Source organism: bacterium (assembly GCA_016699045.1).
Lineage (GTDB): Bacteria > Babelota > Babeliae > Babelales > RVW-14 > AaIE-18.
Genome location: CP064957.1, coordinates 1,030,692 through 1,057,220, shown reverse-complemented (window position 1 = coordinate 1,057,220; position 26,529 = coordinate 1,030,692). Strand labels below are relative to the sequence as shown.

General features: G+C 40.7%; 20 protein-coding genes and 2 pseudogenes. 6 read left to right on the top strand and 16 right to left on the bottom strand.

Annotated features, from left to right (window positions below; genetic code table 11):
- Positions 1-79 precede the first annotated feature (79 nt).
- Positions 80-1,588 (top strand): hypothetical protein, encoded by a 1,509-nt coding sequence (locus IPF37_04785; protein QQR48848.1) that lies wholly within the window; start codon positions 80-82, stop codon positions 1,586-1,588.
- Between the two features lie 578 nt (positions 1,589-2,166).
- Positions 2,167-3,117: a M48 family metalloprotease gene (locus IPF37_04780; protein ID QQR48847.1), complete on the top strand. Its 951-nt coding sequence runs from the start codon at positions 2,167-2,169 to the stop codon at positions 3,115-3,117.
- A 72-nt stretch (positions 3,118-3,189) separates the two neighbouring features.
- Here the strand turns inward: IPF37_04780 and aspS are convergent, their stop codons facing one another.
- The 10 genes from aspS to IPF37_04730 form a co-directional block, all read right to left on the bottom strand.
- Complete coding sequence (gene aspS / locus IPF37_04775; GenBank protein QQR48846.1) at positions 3,190-4,959, bottom strand: aspartate--tRNA ligase; 1,770 nt, start codon at positions 4,957-4,959, stop codon at positions 3,190-3,192.
- A gap of 144 nt (positions 4,960-5,103) precedes the next feature.
- Positions 5,104-5,967 (bottom strand): ankyrin repeat domain-containing protein, encoded by an 864-nt coding sequence (locus IPF37_04770; GenBank protein QQR48845.1) that lies wholly within the window; start codon positions 5,965-5,967, stop codon positions 5,104-5,106.
- A 24-nt stretch (positions 5,968-5,991) separates the two neighbouring features.
- The gene (locus IPF37_04765) at positions 5,992-7,119 is read right to left on the bottom strand and encodes an ankyrin repeat domain-containing protein (GenBank protein QQR48844.1); all 1,128 of its coding nucleotides are present in this window, start codon (positions 7,117-7,119) and stop codon (positions 5,992-5,994) included.
- Between the two features lie 82 nt (positions 7,120-7,201).
- Positions 7,202-8,242 carry a sulfite exporter TauE/SafE family protein gene (locus tag IPF37_04760; GenBank protein ID QQR48843.1) on the bottom strand — a complete coding sequence of 347 codons (1,041 nt, stop codon included), beginning with the start codon at positions 8,240-8,242 and terminating at the stop codon, positions 7,202-7,204.
- A gap of 235 nt (positions 8,243-8,477) precedes the next feature.
- Positions 8,478-10,577 (bottom strand): hypothetical protein, encoded by a 2,100-nt coding sequence (locus IPF37_04755; GenBank protein ID QQR48842.1) that lies wholly within the window; start codon positions 10,575-10,577, stop codon positions 8,478-8,480.
- A gap of 208 nt (positions 10,578-10,785) precedes the next feature.
- The gene (locus IPF37_04750) at positions 10,786-12,594 is read right to left on the bottom strand and encodes a hypothetical protein (protein QQR48841.1); all 1,809 of its coding nucleotides are present in this window, start codon (positions 12,592-12,594) and stop codon (positions 10,786-10,788) included.
- A 240-nt stretch (positions 12,595-12,834) separates the two neighbouring features.
- Entirely contained in the window at positions 12,835-14,301 is a 1,467-nt protein-coding gene (locus tag IPF37_04745; GenBank protein ID QQR48840.1) for an FAD-dependent oxidoreductase, read from the bottom strand.
- 13 nt (positions 14,302-14,314) lie between these two features.
- Positions 14,315-14,722: an IS200/IS605 family transposase gene (gene tnpA, locus IPF37_04740; protein QQR48839.1), complete on the bottom strand. Its 408-nt coding sequence runs from the start codon at positions 14,720-14,722 to the stop codon at positions 14,315-14,317.
- 230 nt (positions 14,723-14,952) lie between these two features.
- Positions 14,953-15,360: a hypothetical protein gene (locus tag IPF37_04735; GenBank protein ID QQR48838.1), complete on the bottom strand. Its 408-nt coding sequence runs from the start codon at positions 15,358-15,360 to the stop codon at positions 14,953-14,955.
- A gap of 24 nt (positions 15,361-15,384) precedes the next feature.
- A complete protein-coding gene (locus IPF37_04730; GenBank protein ID QQR48837.1) occupies positions 15,385-15,762 on the bottom strand; it encodes a hypothetical protein in 378 nt (125 codons plus the stop codon).
- Positions 15,763-15,901: 139 nt separating this feature from the next.
- On the opposite strand from IPF37_04730, the gene IPF37_04725 reads away from it, so the two are divergent.
- Positions 15,902-17,170, top strand: a complete 1,269-nt coding sequence (locus IPF37_04725; protein QQR48836.1) for a serine hydroxymethyltransferase — start codon at positions 15,902-15,904, stop codon at positions 17,168-17,170.
- A gap of 87 nt (positions 17,171-17,257) precedes the next feature.
- Here the strand turns inward: IPF37_04725 and pgeF are convergent, their stop codons facing one another.
- From pgeF to IPF37_04695, 6 genes and pseudogenes are all read right to left on the bottom strand, one after another.
- Positions 17,258-17,965: a peptidoglycan editing factor PgeF gene (gene pgeF / locus IPF37_04720; GenBank protein QQR48835.1), complete on the bottom strand. Its 708-nt coding sequence runs from the start codon at positions 17,963-17,965 to the stop codon at positions 17,258-17,260.
- Positions 17,966-18,008: 43 nt separating this feature from the next.
- A complete protein-coding gene (locus tag IPF37_04715) occupies positions 18,009-18,731 on the bottom strand; it encodes a SufD family Fe-S cluster assembly protein (GenBank protein ID QQR48834.1) in 723 nt (240 codons plus the stop codon).
- A gap of 3 nt (positions 18,732-18,734) precedes the next feature.
- Positions 18,735-20,139: pseudogene (gene sufB, locus IPF37_04710) on the bottom strand (Fe-S cluster assembly protein SufB).
- Between the two features lie 110 nt (positions 20,140-20,249).
- Entirely contained in the window at positions 20,250-20,693 is a 444-nt protein-coding gene (locus IPF37_04705) for a hypothetical protein (protein QQR48833.1), read from the bottom strand.
- Between the two features lie 102 nt (positions 20,694-20,795).
- The gene (locus IPF37_04700) at positions 20,796-21,389 is read right to left on the bottom strand and encodes a hypothetical protein (protein ID QQR48832.1); all 594 of its coding nucleotides are present in this window, start codon (positions 21,387-21,389) and stop codon (positions 20,796-20,798) included.
- Positions 21,390-21,416: 27 nt separating this feature from the next.
- Positions 21,417-21,929: a hypothetical protein gene (locus IPF37_04695; protein ID QQR48831.1), complete on the bottom strand. Its 513-nt coding sequence runs from the start codon at positions 21,927-21,929 to the stop codon at positions 21,417-21,419.
- A gap of 264 nt (positions 21,930-22,193) precedes the next feature.
- Between IPF37_04695 and IPF37_04690 the strand changes: the two genes are divergently transcribed.
- The 3 genes and pseudogenes from IPF37_04690 to IPF37_04680 all read left to right on the top strand — a co-directional run bounded on the left by IPF37_04690 (position 22,194) and on the right by IPF37_04680 (position 26,523).
- Positions 22,194-23,132 carry a hypothetical protein gene (locus tag IPF37_04690; protein QQR48830.1) on the top strand — a complete coding sequence of 313 codons (939 nt, stop codon included), beginning with the start codon at positions 22,194-22,196 and terminating at the stop codon, positions 23,130-23,132.
- A gap of 63 nt (positions 23,133-23,195) precedes the next feature.
- Positions 23,196-23,941 (top strand): annotated as a pseudogene (locus IPF37_04685) (IS5 family transposase).
- On the top strand, positions 23,938-26,523 hold the full coding sequence (locus tag IPF37_04680) for a hypothetical protein (GenBank protein ID QQR48829.1): 2,586 nt from the start codon (positions 23,938-23,940) through the stop codon (positions 26,521-26,523). Before IPF37_04685 ends, IPF37_04680 begins: the two are co-directional and overlap by 4 nt.
- Positions 26,524-26,529: the final 6 nt, after the last annotated feature.

The window sequence follows — 26,529 nt, the reverse complement described above, 5'->3', positions numbered from 1 at the left end:
TAAAAAATTATTTACATGCACATATAAAAAATACAAAACTCATACAACGTTTTGAAAAACCAAAAGAGGAGTATGTGTTATGATCCGCCATTATTTTTTGTATACGCTTTTTTTATTAGTTCCACTCACGTTGATTGCTGAACAACTGGTTGATTCGATACCAATACCACCGCCACTACCACCCAACTCCGAACAAAACAACGCTACAGACTTTTTGAACGAAATTAAAAATCGACCACCACTCAAACCAACACCAGAACAACAACCAAAACCAAAAGATCAACAAAGTGCTTTATTGGAAGAACTTAAAAGCGGAATAACCTTAAGAAAAATTCAACAAGAAGAAAAAAAACTGCATGGACTCCCAACCAAAGAAGAACAAAAGCGTCTTGCAAAAGATATCGCAGGACTCTTAAAAGATGTTTTGAATGAAACAACAAAAAAAAATAATCTCTCGGCATTTATTGAAAAATTTAATAAATCATTACAAGCAATTCCAGACATTGACATAAAAATTACCATCATCAAAAAAACATGGGAAAATTTCTTAACAACCCTGCTGAACGCGATACCTTTTAGCAAAAAATTTGATCCCGTGCTGACCACGCCAGCAGACAAATTTACCGCCGCCATCATCTACCTCGAGCTCGATCTTTTTGTACTTGATGAAGACCAAAATTCTATCAATGACTTTAATCAAAAATTCGTACCATTAATTGGCCATAATTCGCTCTATGATTTTTTTAAAGAAACGTTTATGCAAAAATTTATTGCGCTCAACGTCAACCAAGCCACCGCTCAAAGACTTTCTGAAATCACCAGCATAATAAAAACAAAAACAGGCGGCGGTCGTTTTTTTACCAAAGAAGAAATTCTGCTACTTGCTAACTGCTGGAATAAAAATAAACATGTATTTGATCTTTTACTAACTGAACCAAAAGATACCGGCTTAATTCAAGACTCCAAAACAAGGCTCGATATCATTAATACCCTTCAAGACAATAAACAACTTATCAGCGCTGGTATTGCAAGAAGTCTCAACACCAGAATTAAATCAAAACAAATAAATTTTGATCCACAAGAACAAGCACTTGTAAAAAAAATGTGCCTGGAATTTAAATTGCCAAGCAAGCTAAATCTTGTGGCAAGCCTTGATGAATTTGGCAAAAATATACTTGGCATAGAAACAACAATGGGTATTTTGGACCAACTCAAACAAAATACCAAAGGAGTAGAAAAAGCACGTAATGAAATATTTACACGCCTCATGAACGTTGCAACAGAACTTACTATCTCAACATTTATCAACTGCTTTACACAGTCCATACAAAACTTAACAACACCTCAACAAATACAAGCCATCACGCAAGCTTGGAATAAATTTTTACACGCATTAACCAACCAGCAAGGACTAACATCAACGATTACCGAATTTGGTATCAGCGATATAGTCATTACTCAAAATCAAGAAGCAATCGACACTTTCAATACAGAATTTCTCAAAACCGTTGATCACCAAAATATTAACACATTGTTTCAAAAGGAATATGATGCACGCATTAGAGAATTTTCAAATTCTGCTGCATAATCTATTGTAATTATTTTTATAAAAAAAGCCGCCTCAAAAATTGTAGGCGGCTTTTTTATTGAACATGCCTTAGTATAAATTACACAAAAAAATGCTTTCAATTTTGCCAACGATCATTTTATTTCTTTCTTAGCAATCTTATAAACAGGCAAAGACCAATCTTCAGTCTAGGCCCAAATTTTTTGCAAATACAGAAGAGCCCCGTCCCAATGGACATAAAAATCATACTAAAAGCCTAAAACTCCAAAACCTCGTATTGTAGGGCATTCCAGGCCCCTTTCTTTATTAAATTATTCTATTTGAAACAATTGATATATCCAGCAAAGAATCATATTACAAAATATCAATAACAACTACCCGTTTGCTGCCTCTATCCAAATACCGTATACTTTTATATGTGTTTGCAAGCGAGGTTTTTGGCGACAGGCCAAGCGAAACACACCATAAAAAATCCGGGGGGATTTCAACAAACAACTTCATGATGCACATCGCACAGCATGCATAACATATATTGTTACGTTTATTGTTACGTTTGAACTTGTTGATTGAGTATCAATTATTTTATGAAAGAAAAAATCATGAAAAAACAGATCAAGAAATATTTTGCAGCGCTAACGTTATTGTTAATATTCACGGTTCAAACAACTCAAGCACACAGCGAAGAAACTAATACCAATGCTGAATCTGATAGCACCGCAACAAAAAAAATCTTTAACAATGAATCTAAGAAAATCATCAATTCATTTAAAGATAAATCATGCGGAAAAGACTATGCGAATGTTTGGCAAGAAACTCAAGCATTAATAGAAAGTCCCGAAACAAGCTGGTTCCAAAATTTTCGCAGCAGCAAAGGCCTCATGGTTGCTAATGAACATAATGCACCGTACATTTATGGTATGATTGAAAAATATGCAACCAAACTTGGTATCGCCGTACCAACAATTTTTCTCACTACCTTTGAACTCAATAATGCCTGTGCATCATCACTCACCCCAAATTATGGTTTTATAATGATTGGCAAAACTCTTTTACAATATTCAACAACTGAAAAAATTGAAGCGATCATCGCTCACGAGCTCGCACACATTAAACATAATCATATACCACGGAGCATTGCTTTATACTGTGCATCAAACTATGTCCTTGGTTCTGTTCTTGCACCACTTTTATTGCCTGAAAATCTCATTACTTATTGTTCAGATTATTTACCAATCTGCGTACATCCAATTGGACCAGTCATTGTCGCAGGCTCCATCATCATCTCACGCGCACACGGACGCTACTGTGAACGAGAAGCAGATTTAACCGCTATCTCAATTCTTGAACAACCAGCAGCTCTGGGACAATTTTTTGAAACTCTACCTTTTAGCAACGAAAAACCGGAATATACAACACTCTGGGAAAACATGCAGTATTATCTGAGAACACATCCGGAAATACCTGATCGTATTGCGTATTGCAACCAAGCAGTACAAGCACGAGAAAACAACAACTCCAGCAATGAGCATCTGGCAGCACCAGCAGCATAAACAACAAACTACGCAATAAAAAAAGGCCTCATTAAAAATGAGGCCTTTTTTTATTGCGTAACTTTTTAACGCTTATTTTTCAGCAATAACTCTGATACCCAGTTCACGCAATTGCTTGCTTTCAACCGGCGATGGAGACTCCATCATTAAACAGGTCATCTTCTGCGTTTTTGGAAAAGCAATCACATCACGAATCGAATTCGTTTGACCAAGAATCATCATGATACGATCGATACCAAACGCAAGACCACCTTCTGGCGGATAGCCGTAGGTTTGTGCTTCAAGCAAGAAGCCAAATTTTTGTACTGCTTGTTCTTCTGTCAATCCAATAACTTCAAAAACTTTGCGTTGAACATCTGGGTTGTTGATACGAATCGAACCACCGCCAAGCTCATAACCATTGCAAATCAAATCGTACGCGCGGGCTTTAACATCGCCAACTGGCAATGCTTCCCAACCATCTTGTGGAGAGGTAAACGGATGATGACAGGCATTCCAGCCCTTTTCTTCTTCATTCCATTCAAACATTGGAAAGTCGGTAACCCAAAATAATTCGTATTTGCTACGATCAATCAAGTTGAGACTGTTGCCAAGCTCAAGACGCAATTTACCCAAAATACTCCACGCAGTTTTATACTGCCCAGCAACCACAAACAGCGTGTCTGCTGCCGTTAAACCAGGGATATGTTGCGTCGCTTGCGCCAAAAAGTCTGCTGGCAAAAATTTAGCAATCGGGCTATTTGGTGTACCATCTTCATTAAATCTGATGTAAACCAACCCCTGCGCGCCATACTCTTTGGTAACTTTTTCAACCCAACCATCAAGCTCGGAGCGTGAAAATTTCTTATCTTTAACACACAGCCCACCAATCTTACCGCCACCTTCAATAATGGACTGCAAAAACTTGAGTCCCATTGGCTCAAATAATTTTGTATAATCCTTTATTTTCAGGTCAAAACGCATATCGGGCTTATCTGATCCATATTCAGCAAAAATATCATCGTAGGCATAACGCTTGAACGGCGCTGTGAGTTCGATGTTTAAAAATTTCTTCCAAAGTTCACTCAAGAATCCTTCGCACACTGTTTGAATGTCGACTTCATCAATGAATGACATTTCAATGTCCAGCTGCGTGAATTCAGGCTGACGGTCGGCACGCAAATCTTCATCGCGCATACAACGAGCAATTTGGAAGTATTTCTCAAAGCCCGCTGTAATAAGCAATTGCTTATAAATTTGAGGGGACTGCGGCAACGCATAAAAGTCGCCATGAGAAAGACGGGATGGAACCAAAAAGTCCCGCGCGCCTTCAGGCGTACTTTTAGAAAGAATGGGTGTTTCTATTTCGTAAAAACCTTCTTTGTCCAAATACTGACGCAAGAAAAGATTTACTTCGTGACGCAACCGTACAAATCTTTGCATCTCTGGACGACGCAAATCAAGGTAGCGATATTTGAGACGCAAATCTTCTGAAACGTTTTCAGCATCTTCAAACTGAAATGGCAGCGGTTTGGAACGCGCCAACAATTCAAAAGCGGTAACATTAATTTCGTACTTGCCTGTTGGCATTTTAGGATTAATGGCTTCTGGTGCTCGATGCATGAGCGTACCACGCGCTGACAGCACATATTCCATGCGCAGCGTATGAGCAAGCTCCATCATTTCAGCATTAGTTTCAGGATTAAAAACTAATTGCAAAATGCCACTACGATCTCGAAGATCGATAAAAATCACCCCGCCATGGTCACGACGACGGTTAACCCAGCCGGTTACACAAACTTCTTGCCCAACCAATGATTCTGCAACGTCTCCGCAATACAGCGATCGCTTTATCAATCCCATGATCATTCCTTTAAACAAACAAACAAGTTACTTTGTTGTTTAGTTTAGCAGCTTTTTAGACAAAAGAAAAACAGCAAAACACTTATTAATAAAGGTTTTGCTGTTTTAAAACTGATCGGAAAGAAAAAGTAAAAAGATAGTCTGCTATTTCATCATTCCCTGCAGCTTGCCGGCTAACTGACTTAATTTTGTTTTCAACGCCATGAGGACATTTTTAAGTTGATCAAGACCCAACAGGCTCTCCTTTTTAGCCCGCGCTTCTGCTTGTTTTAACAAATCAACTATGACAGGAAAATTATTCTCTTGCGCACTATCGAGAGCAGTTTTTCCATCATTATCTTTTATAAAAGGGTTGGCACCACTTTCCAGCAAGAGCTTCATGAGATCACCATGCTCTTTATAAATAGAAAAGAGAACTGTTCTACCATGATTGTCTTGTGCGTTAATATCTATCCCTTTATTATTCAGCAGAAGTTTCACGCTGTCCTGTTGCCCAAGCATAGCAGCGTAATGCAATGCGACTCGTCCCTCATTATTTTTTGCATTAACATTTATATCGTTTCTACTCAGTAACAATTTAATCAGATTAATTTTATTAAATTCAACTGCATAGATAAGCAAGGTTTTTCCCGTAACCTGCTGCTTCACGTTAATATCTTTAAATATAGGATCATTGTCCAGCAACCATGCCATAAAATTTGATTCTGTCCCATGGTCTACAAACTTAATAGTTGTTGCTGTATCAAAAATATTAAACAAATCTTGAGCATCTACCTGAGAAAATAAGCTAGCAACACTTGCACCCGAATCCTGAATAAAAGATTTCAAAATTGCAGCATCCTTATCAGGATCAAATGCACTTTTTTGCATAATTGCTTCAAGAGTTTTTAGAAATTTTTCTTGTTCGCTAAGACCAGCACCATATAAACACGGTGCACTAACAAACCATACACCATAAACCACAACTACTAAACCAAGTATCGCCATAAATTTTCTTGTTATTTGCATAGAATGCCTCTCATTAAAATAATACTAAGCCATCTTTGCTAGCTCTTCGGCTAGCTCACTTAACTTAGCCTTCAAAGCCATCAAGGCATGTTTAAGTGGCCGCATCTGCTCGGCTGACTGAATCAATTGAACAAAGTCTGCGTTACCGCTTTCTTTGGCAAGATCGAACGTTGTCTTACCCGCATTATTTTTTATCGAAAAATCGGCATCTTTATCAAGCAATGCTTGGATTAGTTGTTTATTGCCTTTCATAACAGCCCGATGAAGCGCCGTTACCCCGTCGTTATCTTGCAAATTAACATCAACTCTTCCGTCTTTAAGAAACTTTTCAACAATTGCTATATGATTTTCATCAACTGCATAATGTAACGCTATTTTCCCTGATATATTTTTTTTATTAACATTAATTTTTGATTGTTTAAGCAATGAATTCACTATTGCTATATGGCCCTTAGCCACAGCAAGATCTAACGCAGTCCTATTTTCCCTACCTCCCTGATTAACATCAATTTTTTTATTCTTAAGCAACGAGTCTACTATTGCTACTTCACCCCAATCGGCGGCCATATGAAGAGCTGCCCATCCATCATTATCCTTCATATTAACATCAACATTTTCATTCTGAATCAATAAATCAGCTACTATTAGATTCTTACGCTCAATTGAAAAAGATAAAGCAGATCTTCCTTGTTTATTTTTCACATTAACATCAATACCGTCTTGTTTAAGCAACAATCTAACTAAAGAAGTCTTTTGATACTCAATAGCTATCACAAGCAAAGCTTCTCCATCTGAATAATCTTTGGCAACAATAGAATCATTAATCTTCTTCAAGCCTGGATCATTTTTGAATAACCATGTCATAAAATCTGGTGATGCTTGATCAAAAGCACTCATGATAGAGCTCATATTATTTTGAGCAAGTAACGGAGCAATACTGGCACCTTTTTTGATACAATCAAGTAATAATGAACCGTTAAGACCAGGATTAAAGACTTTTGTCTTGTTAAAAATATCTTGAACCTCAAGATTAAAAGTATTTTGTGGACTCAGACCAGCACCATACAAAAATGATGTACTAAAAAACAAACCACTCTGCACAAAGAGAACCAAACAAAACTTTGTCATAAATTTTTTTGTTAGCTGCATCATACCCAACCCTCTATTTTTTTAGTACCTACGCTCAAAGATAAAAAAAACTCATCCAATCTGACGAAAAAAATTTCTCAAATTTCTAATTTAAAAAATTAGCTATAAATGGCAACTCTTTGGCAATTGACCCCAGCCAGCCCAATGCAATCAAACACGTCAACAAGCCAAAAAGTAACTTGAATTTATTCCCATGAGCACTGATCACAAAATACAACCCAGCAACACACAAAATAACGCCGTAAAGCATGACTACCGTCATATCGCCAATTAACGGCGTTAGAAAATAAGCGCAGGCCCCAAGCATACCAAAACCCATCACACGCTTAACTTCAATCATCCACTCACCAGAACGCGGCAAGAGGCTCAAGGCACCTGAAAAAGTACCAATCAAAACCAACACAATACCCATACCCAAAGAAAATAAAAACAACATTAAAAAGCCAAGAATAGGGCTTGCAAGTTTTGCCACAATAGTTAACAAAACGGCCAACGCGGGCGTTATGCACGGCGACGCAAAGGTGCCCGAAATCATGCCAAGTAAAAAAATTTTAGTAAGCGAACCCTGCGGTGCAATCTCATAATTACTGGAAAGCAAGCGCGGCACACGCATTTCATAAAAACCAAATAATGAAAAAGCCATGTACAAAAAAAAGAGCGCTATCAACATAATAACCCATGGATTGGCAACCCAATTACCAAACAAAACCGAAGTTGTTGCAGCAAAATAACCAAGAGTGGCATACACCGTTGAAAGACCAAGAACGTATGACAGCGCCGATAAAAAATTATATTTCAAACTCACTGCCACCTGTAATTGCAAAACACTCACGGTAATGGGAATCATGGGATAAACACATGGCGTAAAGCTAGTCATCAGCCCGGCAAAAAAGGCAAGGATTAATAAATAAAAAATAGACCCTTGCTGATTGTCTGCCGTTTGTTTAATCATATCAATCACGCTACGCGCTTGTGCCTGCTCGGCTGATGACGTAAAATTTTTTTGCGGATGCGCACTCGTTATCTCTTGTTCGTGAACCATTTGAGCAGCAACATAAACACTCCCAACACTTGCCATCATAAACACTGAAATAACGGCAACTTTTAACGTATCAATTGCATTCATCCCTAAACCCTTTCTCGTTTAAAAAATAAAGACTACGCAATTAATGTAGTAAAATTTGCCCAATAAATACAAGAGTTGAGCTTTTTAAATACTTTAAAAATGAGATACCAAAAAGATATTAAAAAAAAGATAATCTTTAAAAAATAATAAGAAGGCACGCGATTCCGCATGCCTTCTTACTTTATACTTACAAAAATAATCTCTACAGTAATTCCTACAACATTCCTTCGTAAGCCTAATTATTATCGAATGCTCGTTGCTTATTCATTTCAACTGCCCCCTCAAAGACCTTACTAGGGCTGTGAGCGCCAGGAACGGTAGAATAACTTGGGCCTGCGGCTTGATCCATGAATTTCCCTATCCCTTTTCCAATACGATTCATATACCAAGACATTCCTGAATCTTCCGCTTCGCTTTCTTGAAGGCGACGTCTCGCGGCTTCTCGTTGTTCTTCTAAACGTTGTTCTTCTAAACGTTGCTTGTTTTCCCGCTCTTTACGTTCGGCTTCTTCGCGAGCTTGGCGTTTTTGTTTTTTCATCTGATTTTTAATTCGCTTAGCCGCTGCTTCTGCTTGTTTTGCAGCCTTAGCCTTGGCTTTTTGTTCTTTTATCCGCGACTCATGTTGTTGTTGCTGGACCTCATCTTTGGCACTTTCTAACGCTTTTGATCGCTCAAGTCTTGCAATCTCAGACTCTGCTGCCTGGGTTTCACGAACCTTATTGATATCAAAACCAGACCGAGCCACTGGATCATAGAAATCAGCAGTATTCCCCGTAACCATGCCACGAACACTCTCGCCAAAACCAGGACGAGGTGCGTAACTTTGATGTACGGGAAGTTCAGTTTTTGTTTGAGTTGTTGTACCTGCTCGCATCAGATCTATTGCATCAGGCGCAGCAACTATTACCTGCGAAGCTGGTGCGGGTGGAAGCTGGACATCAGAAGCTTCAAAAACTTGAGCTTGTGAAGCCGTTGCATTCGAAGAAGGCTCAATAACGTCTTGTCCTGAAGCAGCAACATTAATTCCTGGTCTAGGAGCATTAAATTGTGAGGCTATACCGTATGCCGCACCTGAAGCCATCAAGCCATAAAGCATCGCACGTTTCCAAGAAGAAGACGTATCTTTGTCGTCTTCCAACTGTTTCTTTTCATACCAAGCAACACTATCCTCAAATTTTTTCTGCAGAATATCAGAGACTTCTTCAGGATACCCTCCTTGATCGATTTCGATTTTACCAAGAATAAAGATCACGGGTTCATAAAAATCATCAAAAAAATCGTTTTCAGAAACAGTTCCATCACTCACTAATTTTTGGTATACAACAGCACCTCTTTCAATCAAATTTTCGAGTCTCTTTATCATAACCTTTTTAACTAATTGATTGTATCGGTCTTCTGGTCGTCTTGAGAAATATGACTTACATCTTTCTAAATCATCTCGAAATTTGTTCTTAAACCAGTCATCATCGTCTTGCAGCTTACTTTGTACTGGTGCTGACATTATTTCTTTGTTTATTGGCTCAACACGAGTAGCGGTATAAACAGTAGAGCTTATACCTCGTTCTTGATCTTGCGCTTGCATAAAATCGCTCAATCTACTTTTAATGAACAACGGTATTTCTTTGCCTTCAAGAATATCAAATCTAAGAGTATCTCTGACACGTTCCCATTGTACGGGGAAATTTTCTATGACATTAACAACAAATTCCTGCACCTGGTCAAGCATTGCTATCCGTTCTGCACGGCTTGCTTGCTTACCAAAGGTACGAAGAATTTTGCCATACTCGACAGCAATTTGAACCGCGTTATCGAACGTAACCTTCGTGGCACGAATCTCTTTAAATACTGGCGGCAAACGAAACGCATCTTCTGCTGCCTCCTCTTTTTTGACCGGTTGCTCTTCCTTTGTAGCCACAGCAACAACAGGAGCAGGAGATACAGGCCCTTCTTGTTGTTCTTTTTCTGACAACACCAACTTACTAATTTCTTCTTTCACCTCAGAATCTGAAAGATTGTCAAGGTACACTTGTATACTTTTCATCACCGAGTTACGCTGTGCGGGGATTTGCGTGCCAGGAACCTGGCCATTTTTTACACGTCTAATAAAATCTAAAACTCGATCGAGGCTGCGTTTTTTTGCCTCTTCGGTTGAAAATTTACCATAGTCGCCATCCAAAGCTTTCATATAATCATGAGCTATAAATTTGACATTTGCAGCACTAAGTGGACGCTCAGCAATTTCACCCATTTTTGTATCTGCATCCAAACCAACCGCCGTGTTACTTTGCAACAACAAAGCACAAGCGACAAGAGCGATACTCCTCCTCATCTTCATCCTCATCTCCCTCTCAAAAAACTATCTTTTTACCCTATTTTTTAAATACTTCTCTGTCTTACTTAGTCTAGCAATCGCTCAATTAAAATGTCAAATAGAAAATACAAAAAAACTGCTCGGCAAGCCCACGGCAAAAAAGCAAAAGGACCCGCGTTAACGCGAGTCCTTTTGCTTTTTTTGTAAAATTCTCAGATTATTTTTAAACTCATTACCAAAGCGCCCACCAAGACGAAGATCCAGCATTAGCAATTTCTTGGGGCGACACTCTTATAAACTCCATCTTATGAAGCAATCTACGTAAATGAGGTTCCGGCGCCCATTCTTCCTTCCATTGGAAACTAACATATGGATCATGTACCCACTCTCCATCAGCACCTTGACTATGAGAAGACATATTAACCCGGACTTCAAATCGTTTGACAGATGGATTTGCTTTTTCAAATTTAGCAATTGCGCTGTCTCTCAATTTTATTGATTGCTCTTGGATTTGATTTTGCATAGCTATCGTATCCGCACTTGCAGACTGTTCACCAATAGGTATGCCAACTTCGGTCGTAATGGTGCAACCGTTTTGGTCAACATAAGTAGCACGACCTGAAACGTGATCCATAGGCTTGCCTCTCGTATCGAGATCTCTTTCTAACCCTGTGATTTCTGCATTGTCAGGTAATTGTTCCCTCACACGTATCTTTGCCGTTAACACTTCTATTTCTTCAGGCTTTAATATTTTCATCGCTCGCTGCTCTGCAAGCTCTTGTTTGTACTCAGCCTGCCTTTTCTCGTCTGCTATATTTTCCTCTGCTTGTTGTGTTTCTTGAACTTTTTTGATATCAAAACCTGAATGCTGGACAGGATCATAAAATGCAGGCGTATTACCCATGAACATATCCTTCACGCTTTCAGAAAGCGTAGGTCGTGGACCGTAACTTTGACCTACTGGCAACTCCGCTTTTGTTGGAGTTGTTGTGCCTGCTCGCATCAGGTCTACCGCATCTGGCGCAGAAACTATTACCTGAGGGGCTGCAACTGACGGTTGGTGGACAACGTCTACATCGGCAACATCGGCGCGTGAAACGGAAGTGTTGGTTGTTTGATCCCCTGCTGGTACGGCTTGGTCAGCAACTTCAAGTCCTGAGGCTGCAACGTTAGTATTCGACGTTGAGGCAGAATTCATTTGATTATACGCCGCTATCCCACCAGCTGTAAGCATCATTCCGGTTAATACAGGCCCTACGTACTGCTTCCATGAAGACTCAGGTTGTTCCTGTTCCTTCTTTTCAAAATACCAATCAGTACTTTCTTGAAATTTTTGTTCAATGGCTTCGCGTATTTTTTCAGAATACAAAACCTTATCGCTATCAATTTTGACAACAATGTCATGAACGGGGGCCGCAAAATTCTCATCAAAATCTATTGCTGATATCTTTCCATCTTTGACAGCTTTTTCAAAGACTCGCCCACCACGTTTAATCAATTTTTCAAGTTTTTTAATCATAATCTTTCTAGACGCAGGAGAGGCATCTTTTGCCTGTTCGCTTAAAAAGAATTCAGAACATTTTTGCAATTCGGGCTTAAACTCTTCATCGATCCACGATAATTCTTTTTCTTGTACAATTTGGTCCAAGTCATTTTTCAGTTGACCTCTCAAGCTTTCATCAAAGGGCACATCGTTATTATCAATGATATAAAGCTCTATAGCACCTTTTACCTCTTCCCAATTTTTGATACACTTTATCATCGCGGTACGGATGAAACTCCGTATTTGATCAAATATTGCTGCCCTTGTTGCATCATTGGCACCGCCATAATAGGCTTGCAACGCATGCCCGTAACGCGTGGCAAGGCTTGCTGCAGAACTATCTGAAACAGGAACCCCTCCCAAATCATTAAAAACTTCAGATAGTTGCCCATCTTCTACTAGTAGCTCTTTACCTTTTGGCAGACCAGCAGCACTTAACATGTTGCCGCCCAACACCACAGCCAAAGCAAATACTGTTACTTTGCTCATAAACTTCATAATCTCTCCCTTTTTAACTAAAAAAACAACATTTTTAAGCTTTTCTCAATAATTCTCCCATTTTCTTCATTGTAACAATTGCGCCAAAACAAAGTCAAATAGAAAATATTAACAGGTGGGGCTTCAGTAAAAAGGTCAGATTTTGATTCTTAAGAAATGGCCTCACAAGCACGAGGCCAAAATAAGGTAAAGAAAGGAATAGGTCTAAAAAACGATGCGGGTAGCACCAACCGCTTCAAATCAACTACCCGCCATGATTTTAAAATTCTTTTCTAGTTGTTCAGCAGACATACCACCAACCAACCGACCAATTTCTTTGCTGTCTTTGATAAACAACAATGTTGGCACGCCTTCAATTGAGTCCCCGCCAATAATCTGTACCAACCGATCTACATCAACTTTGGTAACATCCATTTTTGCGCACGCAATATCAGCACGGTACTTAGTAGCCATGGCTTCAAAAATAGGCGCCATTTTTTTACACGGCATGCACCACTCGGCAAACACGTCAATAATAATTGGCTTTGATTGTTGTAAAAATTGATCGATGGCTTGGTTATCAGATAACAATGTAACCGCCTCACTAGTTTCAGGCGTTTTGGCTGGCTCTATTTTTTTTGCTGGCTGCTGACGCATCATTGCTTGATTAAAACCAAGATCATCCAAAAATGCTTGCGCCTGCAATGCCGCGGTGCACCCACCACTGGCAGACGTTACCGCCTGTTTATAAAACGGATCACACACATCGCCTGCCGCAAAAATACCATCTACCGACGTTGCCCCACCACGCTTTAAAACAATGTAACCTTGCTCATCACATTGCAGCGCATCAGCAACGATGGCCGTATTTGGCCGCGCACCAATCGCTAAAAATAAATTATCAAAAGGGCGCGTCGTTGTTTCAGTATCGTTGCGCAATGTCAATTGCGTTACATGCGCACCATCACCATCAACCTGCGTTACACGCGTGTTGTACAACACCGAAACGTTAGACAATGCCAACACTTGATCGCGCTTCTTTTTATCGTTAGCACGGAAATAATCTTTACGCACAATCAGGGTGACTGAACGCGCAATACCGGCCAAATACGCCGCTTCAAGAATCGCCGAGTCTCCACCGCCAACAACTGCAACATCTTTGCCTTTACACAAGCCCCCGTCGCACACGGCACAGTTGGTAACGCCCTTACCCCAATACTTTTGCTCGCCCGGAATACCAAGATAGTTTGGCTCAGCACCAGTTGCCACAATGCAACTCAGAGATTTAATAGTACGTTTTTGTGAAGTCTCAAGGTTTTCGACATCAAGCTCAAACGGCCAGACATCAAACCGCACACTGCGTACTTGTTCTGACACAACGGTAACACCATAATGTTCTGCCTGCTCACGCAAGCTACGCATGATATCGGCTCCTGGTGCATCCATCACCCCAGGCCAATTGCGCTCTGATGGCGATTGCGCAAGCGCGCCTCCCGGCTTTGGACCTTCTAAAACAACGGTTGGAATATTTGCTTGTACTAAATAATTTGCTGCCGTGAAACCAGCAACGCCACCGCCAAGTACCACCACGGGATACGTTGCATCATCCCACGAAATCTGAGATAACTGAGCGCTTCGCTTAGTTTTATTTGCATGATTGTTTGTTTGAACACACGCAGAAAAACATATCAAAACTAAAAGAGTACTACTCAAAAAATTTCTCTTCATTAAAAAAACCTTTCTATAAAAGTGACACCGCCCGGCTTAAAAGCCGGGGCTTCTCAATGAACATTTGAATATCACTGGTTCTGAATATATTTTCTGATAGCTTCTTCGCTGCACTGGCCAACTGTTTCTGCAAAATAGCCATCTGCCCAGAAGCTATCTCCCCACAAAATTCTTCCAATTCTGCAAACTCTTCTCTCATTATCTTGCTACTACCACCCTTGAACAGCTGAACAACCATACTAACACTTATGCTCGGCTTTATCTGAATCAGCATGTGAACATGATCTGACTGAATGTTCAGCTCATGAATTTCCCATCGATTTACTTCTGCACACTGCCGAAACAATTCTTCAATACGTTTTGCTATAGCTCCCTTTAGTATCCTTTTTCTATATTTTGGGATCCAAACTAAGTGGTACATTAATCTATGCCTTGTATGTGCTCCTGACCAATATTTCTTCATGGTCTCAGTATGCCACTTCAGTTGGCTCTTCGCAAAAATACTTCGCTTTTTGCTTCAGCGCCAAGTGGACTCGCATTCATCCCCAGGCTTGAAAAGCCTTGGGGTATTCTGCTCATGGTAATAAAAAAAGCTTGTTAAGTATTTAACCTAACAAGCTTTTTATTATTTTGAAAAAGATTTCTTACTTTTTATTCGTCGTGTTTATCATCAGGGCGATTTTCCCTATTATCATCGTTATTCATGCCTTTACCACGATCACGACCATCATGCTTTTTTCGATGACCCCTTTTTTTCAATGAACGAACTTGATCTTCAAGATGATTAACTTGTTCCTTCAAACGCTTTATTTCATCAGCAAATGAACTTTCAAGTCGGCGCATAGCATCCCACACGGCATTCAAAGCGCCACTGTTACTACTACCCGAGTCACCGCCACCGCCACGAGGTGCCGTCATGGCATTACCAACAACGCTCCCAAACATACTGCCAGCAAAAGCACCACCAAAGGCATTCCCTCCACGCCCAGCATGCAGTCGATAGCCAGCAACTGACACAACAATAAAAAGGCCAGCAAGAAGCATAATTTTTTTCTTCATTACTCTCTCCTCATGTTTTATTTTTTAATGTCTTTTTAACACCAAAAATATCAAACCCATGATGCCTAAAATTAAAACAACAATAATACCAATTAAAAGATTGAGCATGCCATCGCCACCACCGATGGTACGTTTAAGTTTTTCTTCTCGCACTTGATTTTCAAGACGTTGTACGCGGTCACGTTCTTGTTCTCGACGCAACAACTCGGTTTCTTGTCGCGCACGAGCAGCATCATCGGCATGGCGACTTGAGCTACCACTTACAATGGCTGTTGTAGCAATCCCGCCAATCATACTGCCGGCAAGAGCACCACCAAAAGCAGCTCCACCACTACCTCGACCAGCGTGCACTGAGTACACCGCACTGATAAGCACCAAAAAACTCAACAAAATCTTTTTCATAATTATCTCCTTTTAATAGTAATCAACTTTCTATGCGCGGCGTGCTAAGCTCACCGCTGCATAGTATCTATTCTTAAGATAGTCAATGCCATTACAAATAGTCAATAATATTGCAAAAATGTTGCCCCATGGAGACTTTATGAAAACGTCATCACTCAACAAAAACCCCAAAATAGCCCAGATTTTTGATCTTATTGAACAAGAAAAACAACGTCAGGAAGAAGTTTTGTGCCTTATTGCCTCAGAAAATTATGCCAGTCCTGAAGTTTTAGCAGCAACCGGCTCGGTACTTACCAATAAATATGCCGAAGGCTACCCCGGCAGGCGTTACTACGCCGGTTGCCAAGTAATCGACGAAGTTGAAAATCTGGCCCGTGATCTAGGCAAACAGCTCTTTAATGCTGAGCATATCAACGTCCAGCCTCATTCTGGCTCATCCGCAAATTTTGCTGCCTTTATGGCAAAACTCAAGCCTGGCGATACCGTTTTGGGTATGCACATTAACGCTGGCGGGCACCTTACACACGGCCATAAACTTAACTTTTCCGGCAAACTTTTTAACATGGTGCCCTACGGCGTTTCGCCTGAAGATGAATGTATTGATTATGATGAAATTGAAATATTAGCAAACCAGCACCAACCCAAAATGATTATTGCCGGCGCTTCAGCCTATTCCCGCTTTATAGATTTTGAACGACTGGCCGAAATAGCCAGCAACAACCACGCACTGTTGATGGTTGACATGGCGCACATTGCCGGCCTGGTTGCTGCTGGCGTGCACCCAAACCCTATGCCGTACGCCGACCTTGTCACCAGTACCACGCACAAAACATTGCGCGGTCCACGCGGCGGCATGATTTTAAGTAAGGCAGACCATGCAGCAGATCTTGATCGATCAATTATCCCTGGTACACAAGGCGGCCCGTTGATGCACGTGGTTGCTGCCAAGGCCGTCTGTTTTGCACAAGCACTTGAACCAGCTTTTAAAACCTATCAACAACAAGTCGCAAAAAACGCTCAAGCCATGGCACAAGCATTCAAAAACCTTGGCTATCGCATAGTTGCCGGTGGTACTGACAATCATTTGTTTCTTGTTGATGTACAAACAAAAAATGATGCGAGCTCTCTTGTGAAAATTACAGGAAAATTGGTTGAAGAAACACTGGAAAAATGTGGCATAATTTTAAACCGCAACTTAATTCCTTTCGATACACAAAGCCCCATGGTCACCAGTGGTATTCGCATTGGCACCCCTGCCGTCACCACGCGCGGCTTGAAAGAGCACGACGTGATACAATTGGTGCATTGGATTGATGAAGCAATCAAGCGACACAATGATGCAGATTTTTTAAAGAGCCTGAAAGCACAAGTATCAGTCATGTGCAAAAAGTTTCCGGTATACCCTTAGAAAACAAAAAATATTAACGACCAGTTAACGCTTTCTTATGTACTTTGCTATCGTGCGCAGATAGGCGCACATGCCCTTTTTTCTATTTTAGGACAACCAAATCAGAGAAATATTTCTGCCGGCCTCAGATTTTTGGCGGCGAAAAGAGTAAAAACGGTCATCGCACATTGTGCAGATAAGATTCGTTGAATCAATGTTTTGTTGCGATATTCCTACAGCAAGCAACTGAGATATGTTGCAAGCGGCTTTGTCAAAAAATAGGCGTCCATCACGCTCAAGCAAAAATTGAGACGGGTTGGGAAAATTTTGAAGATGAGATAGAAAGTCAGACTGCACCTCATAACAGCAAGTTTTTGCTGATGGGCCAAGATAAAACTGCAGCTGAGCCAACTGACATCCAAAATCATGCTGCATGCGCTCAACAAGTCTACTCACTATCCCGGCAATAGTGCCCTTCCACCCAGCATGGGCAATGCCAACCACACGACGCACCGGATCGCAAACGACCAGCGGCATACAGTCGGCCGTTAAAATGGCAAGCCCCACCCCAACCTGATCGGTAACCAAAAAGTCCCCATCCTGAGGCTTAAGCATCACACGCTCGGGCAAATGAATACTGGCATCGATGGCCATGCCCTCAATGCCATGCGTTTGATTCAATAAAACAAAATTTTTTAAAGCATGCTGATCGGCAAGGGCTTTGCACAAACGAGGAAAATCTGCGGAAAGATGGTGCGCCCAGCACGTCTTGGCGTCACCAAAAAAAATTGAATAGTGTACTTTATTGATAATCATGCGCCAACAATAACATGCTCAGCTCTTTTGTACAGAACAAAATCTAACTCAAGAACGATTCGATCAGCATTTGCCGCGTCTGCTGGGCATCAAGCCCACGGCTTTGCAAGTAAAAGAGATGCTCCTGATCGAGCCTACTCACCGCAGCACCATGCTGGCAACGCACATCATCAGCTTCAATTTCAAGCATAGGAACCGAGACTGCCCGCGCACCACGCGCCAACAAAATATTTTTATTTTCTTGCTCAGCATTGGTTCGTTGGGCATTTTTTTGCACTTTAATGACATTGTGGCAGATTAATTGCGACTGGTCGTCCAACACGGTTTTGATTACCAAACTGCTAGTAGCATCTGATGTTTGATGGTCTTGCAGCGTTTTGAATTTAAAAACTTTTTTATCAAAACCAAAACACAAACAACGAACCGTCGCATGCGCGCCCTGGCCCATCAGCCGAACATTAATCGTACGCAGCAAAACCGTTGTATCGGTCTCTGGCACAAGCGTTTGGTTCATTAGACGCTCAACACCTTGCGTTGCTTTTAGCGTGTACCATAACATCGCACTCGCTCCAACCAACAACTCAAGCGTTGTGTTCACCAGCCCCAATTCATGCAAATCATCCATTACCGTTACCGTAGCATTATGCGGCACTTCAACCGTTAACTGCAGCGGCCCCGTTACATCCAACCCAGCGGGCAGCACAGACGAAAGAGCGATAGAAGAACTGGCAAGCGTTACATAATGTTTTATCAAATTATTTGTCATGAGTTATCCCACGCTGCCTTCCATTTCAAGTTCAATCAAGCGATTCATTTCAACGGCAAATTCCATTGGCAACGTTTTAACGAGCGGCTCAATAAAGCCATTCACAATCAAATTGCGCGACGAAGCATCATCAAGCCCGCGGCTCATTAAATAAAACAGTTGGTCTTCGCTAATTTTACTGACCGACGCTTCATGGCCAATATCAACGTCTGGCTCACTAATTTCGATATACGGATAGGTATCGGTCCGTGATGCTGCATCTAAAATCAGCGCATCGCATTGCACAAATGATTTGCAATTAACCATGCCAGCAGGCACTTTGACCATGCCGCGATAGCTACAACGGCCGCCCTTGGTACTAATTGATTTTGAAATAATGCGCGAACTGGTATTCGGCGCTTCGTGGGTAATTTTGCCGCCTGAATCTTGAATTTGGCGAGGAGAGTTGGCCATTGCAATCGACAAGATTTCGGCACGGGCACCTTCTTCTTTCAAAACGACTGCTGGATATTTCATGGTAATGCCGCTGCCCAAATTGCAATCGATCCATTCTACAATCGAATCTTTATAGGCATAGGCACGCTTGGTTACCAAGTTGTACACATTCTTTGACCAGTTTTGGATGGTGTAATAACGCACCCGCGCGCCTGGCATAGCAACAATTTCAACAACGGCCGAGTGCAAAGAGCTGGTAACATACGTTGGAGCGGTACAGCCTTCAACATAACTAACGATGGCGCCTTCGTCGGCAATAATAAGCGTACGCTCAAACTGACCCATTTTTTCTGCGTTGATCCGGAAGTATGCCTGCAACGGCACGGCAATATGCACGCCTTTTGGCACATAAATAAAGCTACCACCACTCCACACAGCTGTATTCAACGCCGCAAATTTATTATCATTAAAAGGAATAATCGTCCCAAAATATTTTTTAAAAAGCTCGGGATACTGCTTTAAACCGGAATCGGTATCTAAAAAGACAACACCCTGATCAACCCACTCTTTTTTTCAGATTGTGGTACACGACCTCTGATTCGTACTGCGCGCCAAGGCCGGCCAAATGGTCGCGCTCAGCTTGCGGCACGCCAAGGCGGTCGAAGGTATTCTTTATATCGTCGGGAACATCGTCCCAGGTGCGTTCTTGTTTTTCCAAAGGACGCAAATAATAGTAGATATCATTGATATTTAAGGCAGAAAGGTCGGGTCCCCACGATTGCATTGGACGGGCCAAAAACTCATCCAACGCTTTAAGCCGCAACTCAAGCATCCATGCCGGCTCATTTTTTTGAGCAGAAATGGTGCGAACAATTTCTTCAGTCAGCCCCCGCTCAGATTTGTAAACAAACGACTCGGGAACCGAGAAATCACCGCGCTGATCGTGAGAACTAGGAATGTACTGTTCTGCCATAAACCACCTGAAAAGATTAAAAAATCTAATTTCTCCAAGCGATTAGTATAGCTCACAAAGACCGACAAATACAGTACATTCTGGAATTTCAAAACTGGACTAAGACTTCTTTATTCAAGATCAGCAAGAATATCCGCAATACTCCTACCAGCATAGTCACGCAATCTCACTTCTTGATCAGGATAAGTATTAACAGTTCGACAGCGAAACATAACAAGGTGATTAGACAAAACAGTCTTGGCAATGTCATACAACTGTTGAAAGCCCTGCTCTGCAACACTCGCAGACACCTGTTTTTTGATACTTTCTACCATTTTAAGTTGGTTGTGAGAATTCTTAATTGAATTTGGTATACACGCAAAAATTACACCAACTAAATCTTCTTCGTTGTGAACATACCGTAATTTCTCATTAAGCACTGCCATGTATTTTTCTGCGTCACTCATCCGTACTCCCGCTTTTCTGTAAGAATCAACAAGCTTGGTTGGTTTTACTGGAAACACAGAACCAGAAAGAGCACACAAAAGCACTAAGTATCTTACCGTACGCTTCATATGAAAGATTCCTTCTAATAAAAAAGACACACTATTCTCTTTCTTTTAAAAAAGAATAGTGTGTCTTATCTTTTACTATTTGTCTAAAATTTTGTAAGAACTTTAATAAGATGCTGCCAATACTTGATCGTCTTCAATCATATCATGGTCATAATCAACATAATCATCGTCTTCAGATGCATCACTCTCTTGATCAAATTTGCTATAAAACGCTGCATCTTTTTCTGCAATCTGGTCAACAGACAACCCTCGATAACGCTTTAACTCCCAACGACGTTGCGAACGCTGCGCTCGAGCATCGCGAATGTAGGGCTTATCGCGCAAATCTTGCCCCCATAAACTCTGTAAGCATTCAAGTAAAACCTCAAGGACGTAATTTTTTGCCGTAAGAACTTCAGAACCCGTCCACAATTCTTGCACATGACGAGCTATGCTTCTTTTTAATTTTCTTTTCTCTTTAGCGTTATAATCACGCGTAAACGTCAGCCCCTGCATCACCGCAGGTTCAATCATCTCAACCGGCACATTGCCAGTAGCAACATGCTTTTCTAATTTTTTAATTGCCGTATCAACCTGTTCAACATACTTAGTGATGTCCGCGCCATTGAAACCCATTTTTTTGTACGTATCAGACAAAACTTGATAACCAGCTGCAGCCTGCAACGAACCAAGCATCCCAAAAACTACCACTAACACGGTTATTTTTTTTCATAAAATGCTTCATTAACACATCTCCCCTTCGCACGAAAGCAGCGCAAATCTATTGGTCATTTCGATCATACAATCTTCTTCATCACTACAACCAAGACTATCATTACCGTCATCACCATCACTATCACTGTCCAAACACATCGCAACAATGTCTAATGCCTTCTTTATTTCTTCTTTATTTTTTGAACAAAAAGCATGTATAAACTTACAAACAATAGTATAGATATCTTTATGCGTCAGCTGCCCATAATCTCTTTGCTGCTGGGTTAATCGCTGAGTAACATACGGACGAAAGTCTGGCACGACGGGCAAAGGGATGCCGGCATGAATAGCATAAACAACACCTTCAACCATCTCGGCCTGCGTAGCCGTCAAATCAACTTCATCCAAATATTCCTTGATTTTGATAATCAGTTTATTGCGCTCAACTCTTTGAATCCCACACGATCTATAAGCGTCTTTCAATTTTTTTTGCCAGGCAACCGCACCCACCGAACCAACAGTTGTTGAAACTATTCCCAACAAAACACCCACCATCAAAAGCTTTCGTATGACGACCCTTTTTATATAAAGAAAATCGTGATATTTCAAACGATTGCACTGAATTTACGGCACCGCACGCAGGCACCCCGTGCTCTTGCGCATAGCTTGCCAGCTTGCAGTTAAGAATTCAAGAAATAAGAAATTCATTCATTAAACAAGCACCTCTCTATCAAAGTTCTGCATTTCTTTACAAATATCCTCTCATTTAACTAACTTAAAAAAGTATTTATTTTGAATCATTAAAAAATGTGGGAGAAAAATGAAGATACTCAAACTAATTCGTTACATGATACTGGTAATCGTTTGTTTTTTGGCGCAGCCCAGGGCGCGGCCGTAACATTCAACTCAGTTGACGAAATTATTATAAAACTAAAAACAAAAATTAATGATGATAAAATTAAAGAAGTTGATAGCGTAGCAAAAAAATTTTTAGATGCTGACGATTCGTGGCTTGGTGGATTTTTTGGATCGAATCCTGAATACAAAAAAAATGATTTAAAACAAAAACTAACAACCGAACAAGAACGCATATCTCCCCATAACTTACAAAAAATTGACAATGAATCAACCATACAACAAGGAATCAATCTCTTTACCAATCTTAACAACTGCTCTCAATTAAAAGCATTATTTCCCAAAATCGACACCACAATAACCATACCAGCAACAGGCTCTCATGCTAAAATACTTATACGTTTTTTAGCATGGTGCTCTGCCTTACAACAAGTTTTGAATGATCAATTAACATTTGTTAGCGCCTCTGATACTTACGATGAAACAATCAAAATTCTTACTTCTTCTTCAACCCCCGATTCAAAATCTACAAGCGGCACAACGGTAGTTAGTAGCAAACCAGTAATAGGACGAGTCAGTTCTTCTGATGACCTTTTAAAATCAGAACCAGCAGCAACACCACCCCTTTCGCCACGCATACAACCAAGAGATGAATCAACACCCCCACAGCCAGAGCTCCATCAAAAACATGAACCAGCTACCGCACCACATGCTAGCAGAAAAACAAAAACAGCCAAAGAATTAAAAGAAAAAAAAGAACAATTAAAAAAAGTGATTACTGATGCACAACAAGAACTCGATGACGCTCGTCAAGCAGCTCTCGATAAAAAAAATGCAGCAATTAAGCTAGCACAAGAACGCCTAGGTTCTGTTGACTTTTCAAAAATGTGATTTGAGTGCATGATAACACCAACAAAAAAAACGAGTTTATTAAAAACTCAAAAAGGCGTTATCATGCAAAGAGAGTATATCACAAATGAAGCGTGGCGGAAAATATATCAGTTTCTTAAAAAGAAAAAGGTATTTATGTTAGAAATGAAGGTCTTTGTAAGAGGTTCATAGTGGGTGTGTATTGATTTTAAAAACAGGCGCTCAATGGCGAGAACTGCCTGACCGTTATGGCAACTGGAATAGCGTATTCAAGCGATTTGATGTGGGGAGTAAAAAGAAAATTTTTGAAAAATTGTTAACATTTTGTGCTGACGACCCCGACCTTGAATACGTCATGATTGATGCCACAATAGTAAGATCGCATCCTTGCGCAGCGGGTTATGGCAAACAAAGTGAAGAAGGCTTGGGAAGAAGTAAAGGTGGTTTTACTACAAAAATTATGCGACAGTGGATGCCTTGGGCAACCCACTAAAAATTATAATAACTCCTGGTCAAAGAAAATGACATAACGCAAGCTGAAACCCTGCTCAAAGCAACCCAAAATTCTTGTGTGATAGCCGACCGAGGTTATGATTCTGATGCATTACGAACTTTGTTAAATAATCAAAATGTACGGTTGTTATTCCGCCTCGATCTAACAGAAAGATTCAGTATGAATATGATGAGCATCTTTACAAAGAAAGACATCTCGTTGAATGTTTTTCTCTAAAATCAAACACTTCAGACATGTCTTTTCTCGCTTTGACAAAAAGGCCCAGAATTACTTATCGTTCGTTTCTTTTGTTGGAGCAATTTTATGGTTACGATGAAAAGTCAACAGAACCTAGTAATTGCTCATAAATTTGATCAGGGATTTCAAGAAGATTTAGAAAAAGCACAAAAAGCATTAGATGCAGCAAAGCAAAAAATTTCCGAAGCAAAAACTCAAAAAGATAAAGCCGATAAAGACCTTGCAGCTGGCGCTGCAGGCCCTACTGCCCCACCAGCTGGTGACGGCACGCCTCTTGAAAATTTAAATGCCAGCCTTACGGCTCTCAAAACAAAACTTGCTCAACTTGGCCAAGCGCTCCAACATTTGCAAGATCCAAGCAAACCAATCCCAACTCCTGCACCAAAACCAGCAGCAGATAAAGCAGCTCTTCAACAAGCAGTAGCCAATGCCGATGCTGCATTACACACAGCAAAAGAAGCCGAAGCAGCAGCACAAAAAGCATTGACTGAAGCAGAGAAGAAAATACCAGCAGGAACAGGATTAATCGCTACATCAGAAAAAGATTTAAAAACAGCGAATGCAATAAAAATTGCAGACGACCCTTCGGTAGTTGCTGCCCAAGAAAAAGTAGATGTTGCTCAAGCAAAACTTACCAAATGGCAAGCAAAGCATAAAAAACACACCCAAAAAAATCTTGGGAAATCTAAAAGCACAGAAGATTTGTACAAATCTTCAAAGTCTTCTCATGCACCAAAAAAAATTAAAGAAGCCGACGACACAACAGAAAACAAGTTTAATACTGCTGATTCTCAAGAATGGCTCAGTAATTTAAATTTAAAAGATCAAGCAACACAAAACTTAAAAGATGCTCGAGCTCTTCTCAAAGCAGCAAAAGCAGTTACTGGTCTTAATATTCAAAACAAAAAGAAAGTGGCTCAAGCACGCAACGAGGCGCAAAAAGCAATTAAAGAAGCGGTCGCCGCACAAAAAGACAATCTCAACACTTTTGCAACAAAAGCACACACGGCCAAGACAAAAGCAGAGCATGTAAAACACCTTGCTACTGGCGCAGAAACACGACGAGCTGCTAAAAAAGCAAAAACAGAGCCAACCTTACAAGAAGCACGTAACACATTAGCACGAGCAAAAAGCATTGCTGATGTCCAAGATGATGCTACCGTTCAACAAGCTATTGCGGTAGCACAAGTAGCCATTCAAGAGGCAACACAAGCACACGCTGGTACTAAAACAAAAGCTTTCAGAACAAAAGCAGCAGCCGCACTCAAAGAAGCAAAAGCTGCAGAGACTGCCGCTCAACATGCAAAGAAAAAATTACAAGAACAAAAAGTTGCTCAAGAAGCAGCTGCAAAAGAAAAAGCTGAAGCCGCTGCGAAGGTACAAGCAGAAGCACTACTGAAAGACGCACGCTTTATTCTTAACCAAGCAACGCTTGTTGCTAATGTTCAAGACAAAAAGTCAGTTATAAAAGCCATCGAAGCAGCTCAACAAGCCATAGACCAAGCTGATGCTCAAAAAGATAATGCACAGATGCGTACAACCACAGCACAAGCAGCCAAAGATCAAGCAAGTGTTGCTCTCACCATCACCAACGCCGCCGTCCCTACACGAGCTGATAAAAGAGCAAAAGCAGAGCAAATATTCAACCAAGCTCAATCCTTGCTAGCACAAGCTCAAGGTCTTGCCGAAGTGCAAAATGATCCTACCGTCAAAGCTGCCATTGCTCTAGCAAGCGCTGATATTGAGCTAGCAAAAAAAGCACAAGCTGAAACAAAAGTAAGCAATTTTAGAGACCAAGCATCCGCAGCACTCATAGCAGCTCAACAAGCAGATAACGCTGCAAATGAAGCTAAACAAAAATTCGATAGTGACCAAGCAGCCGCCAAAGCAGCTGCAACGCACACAGCAAAAGAAGAACAGGCTGATCAAGATGCGGCAAAAATCAAACCAACAGACAAAGCAAAAGAAGACCTTGTTCCGGGCATCGAGATACAAAGAGCTAAACCAAAGAGAGATCAAAAACTGCAGGGCAAAAAGAGAAAAAGAAGAAATTTGTCAAACATAACAATAACAACGCCCGAAGAAGAAGCTAATAGCCTCATTCAAGAAATCAATGAATTTGTCGATGGAGTAAATTCAACTACATGGATAAAAAAGCAAGCGGATACAGCAAAAACAGAACTTGAGACATTAAAAAACACACCCGATAAAGACGAACAAAAAATTATTTTAAACCGCATTACCGACCTGCGAACACAAATCCTTAATGCCGCAGCAACAGAAAAAAAACGCAAAGAAATTGCACAAGCACAAAAAGAAAAACTCGCACAACAAAAAGCAGCTGAAGCAAATGCGTTACCAGGCATGATAACCGAAGCAAAAGTAATATTAGACGCGCTTAACGCAATGCCAGCAAATACACCAAAGTACAACAAATTTAGCACTTTCGGCAAGGCACTCGAAGCTGCTAAAATAAATGTAGAAAACAACTACGATGCACTCAGCCTAGCGCAAGAAGATCCAACAGATCAACGAGCAGCTAAAGGCCTCAACATGCAAAAGAAAAAATTGGAAGAGATTAAAAAAACCTACAAAGAAATCTATGAAAAGTATAAAGCTACCGGCGGCGATCAAAACGTAGCATTAATTCCAACACCATAATAACAA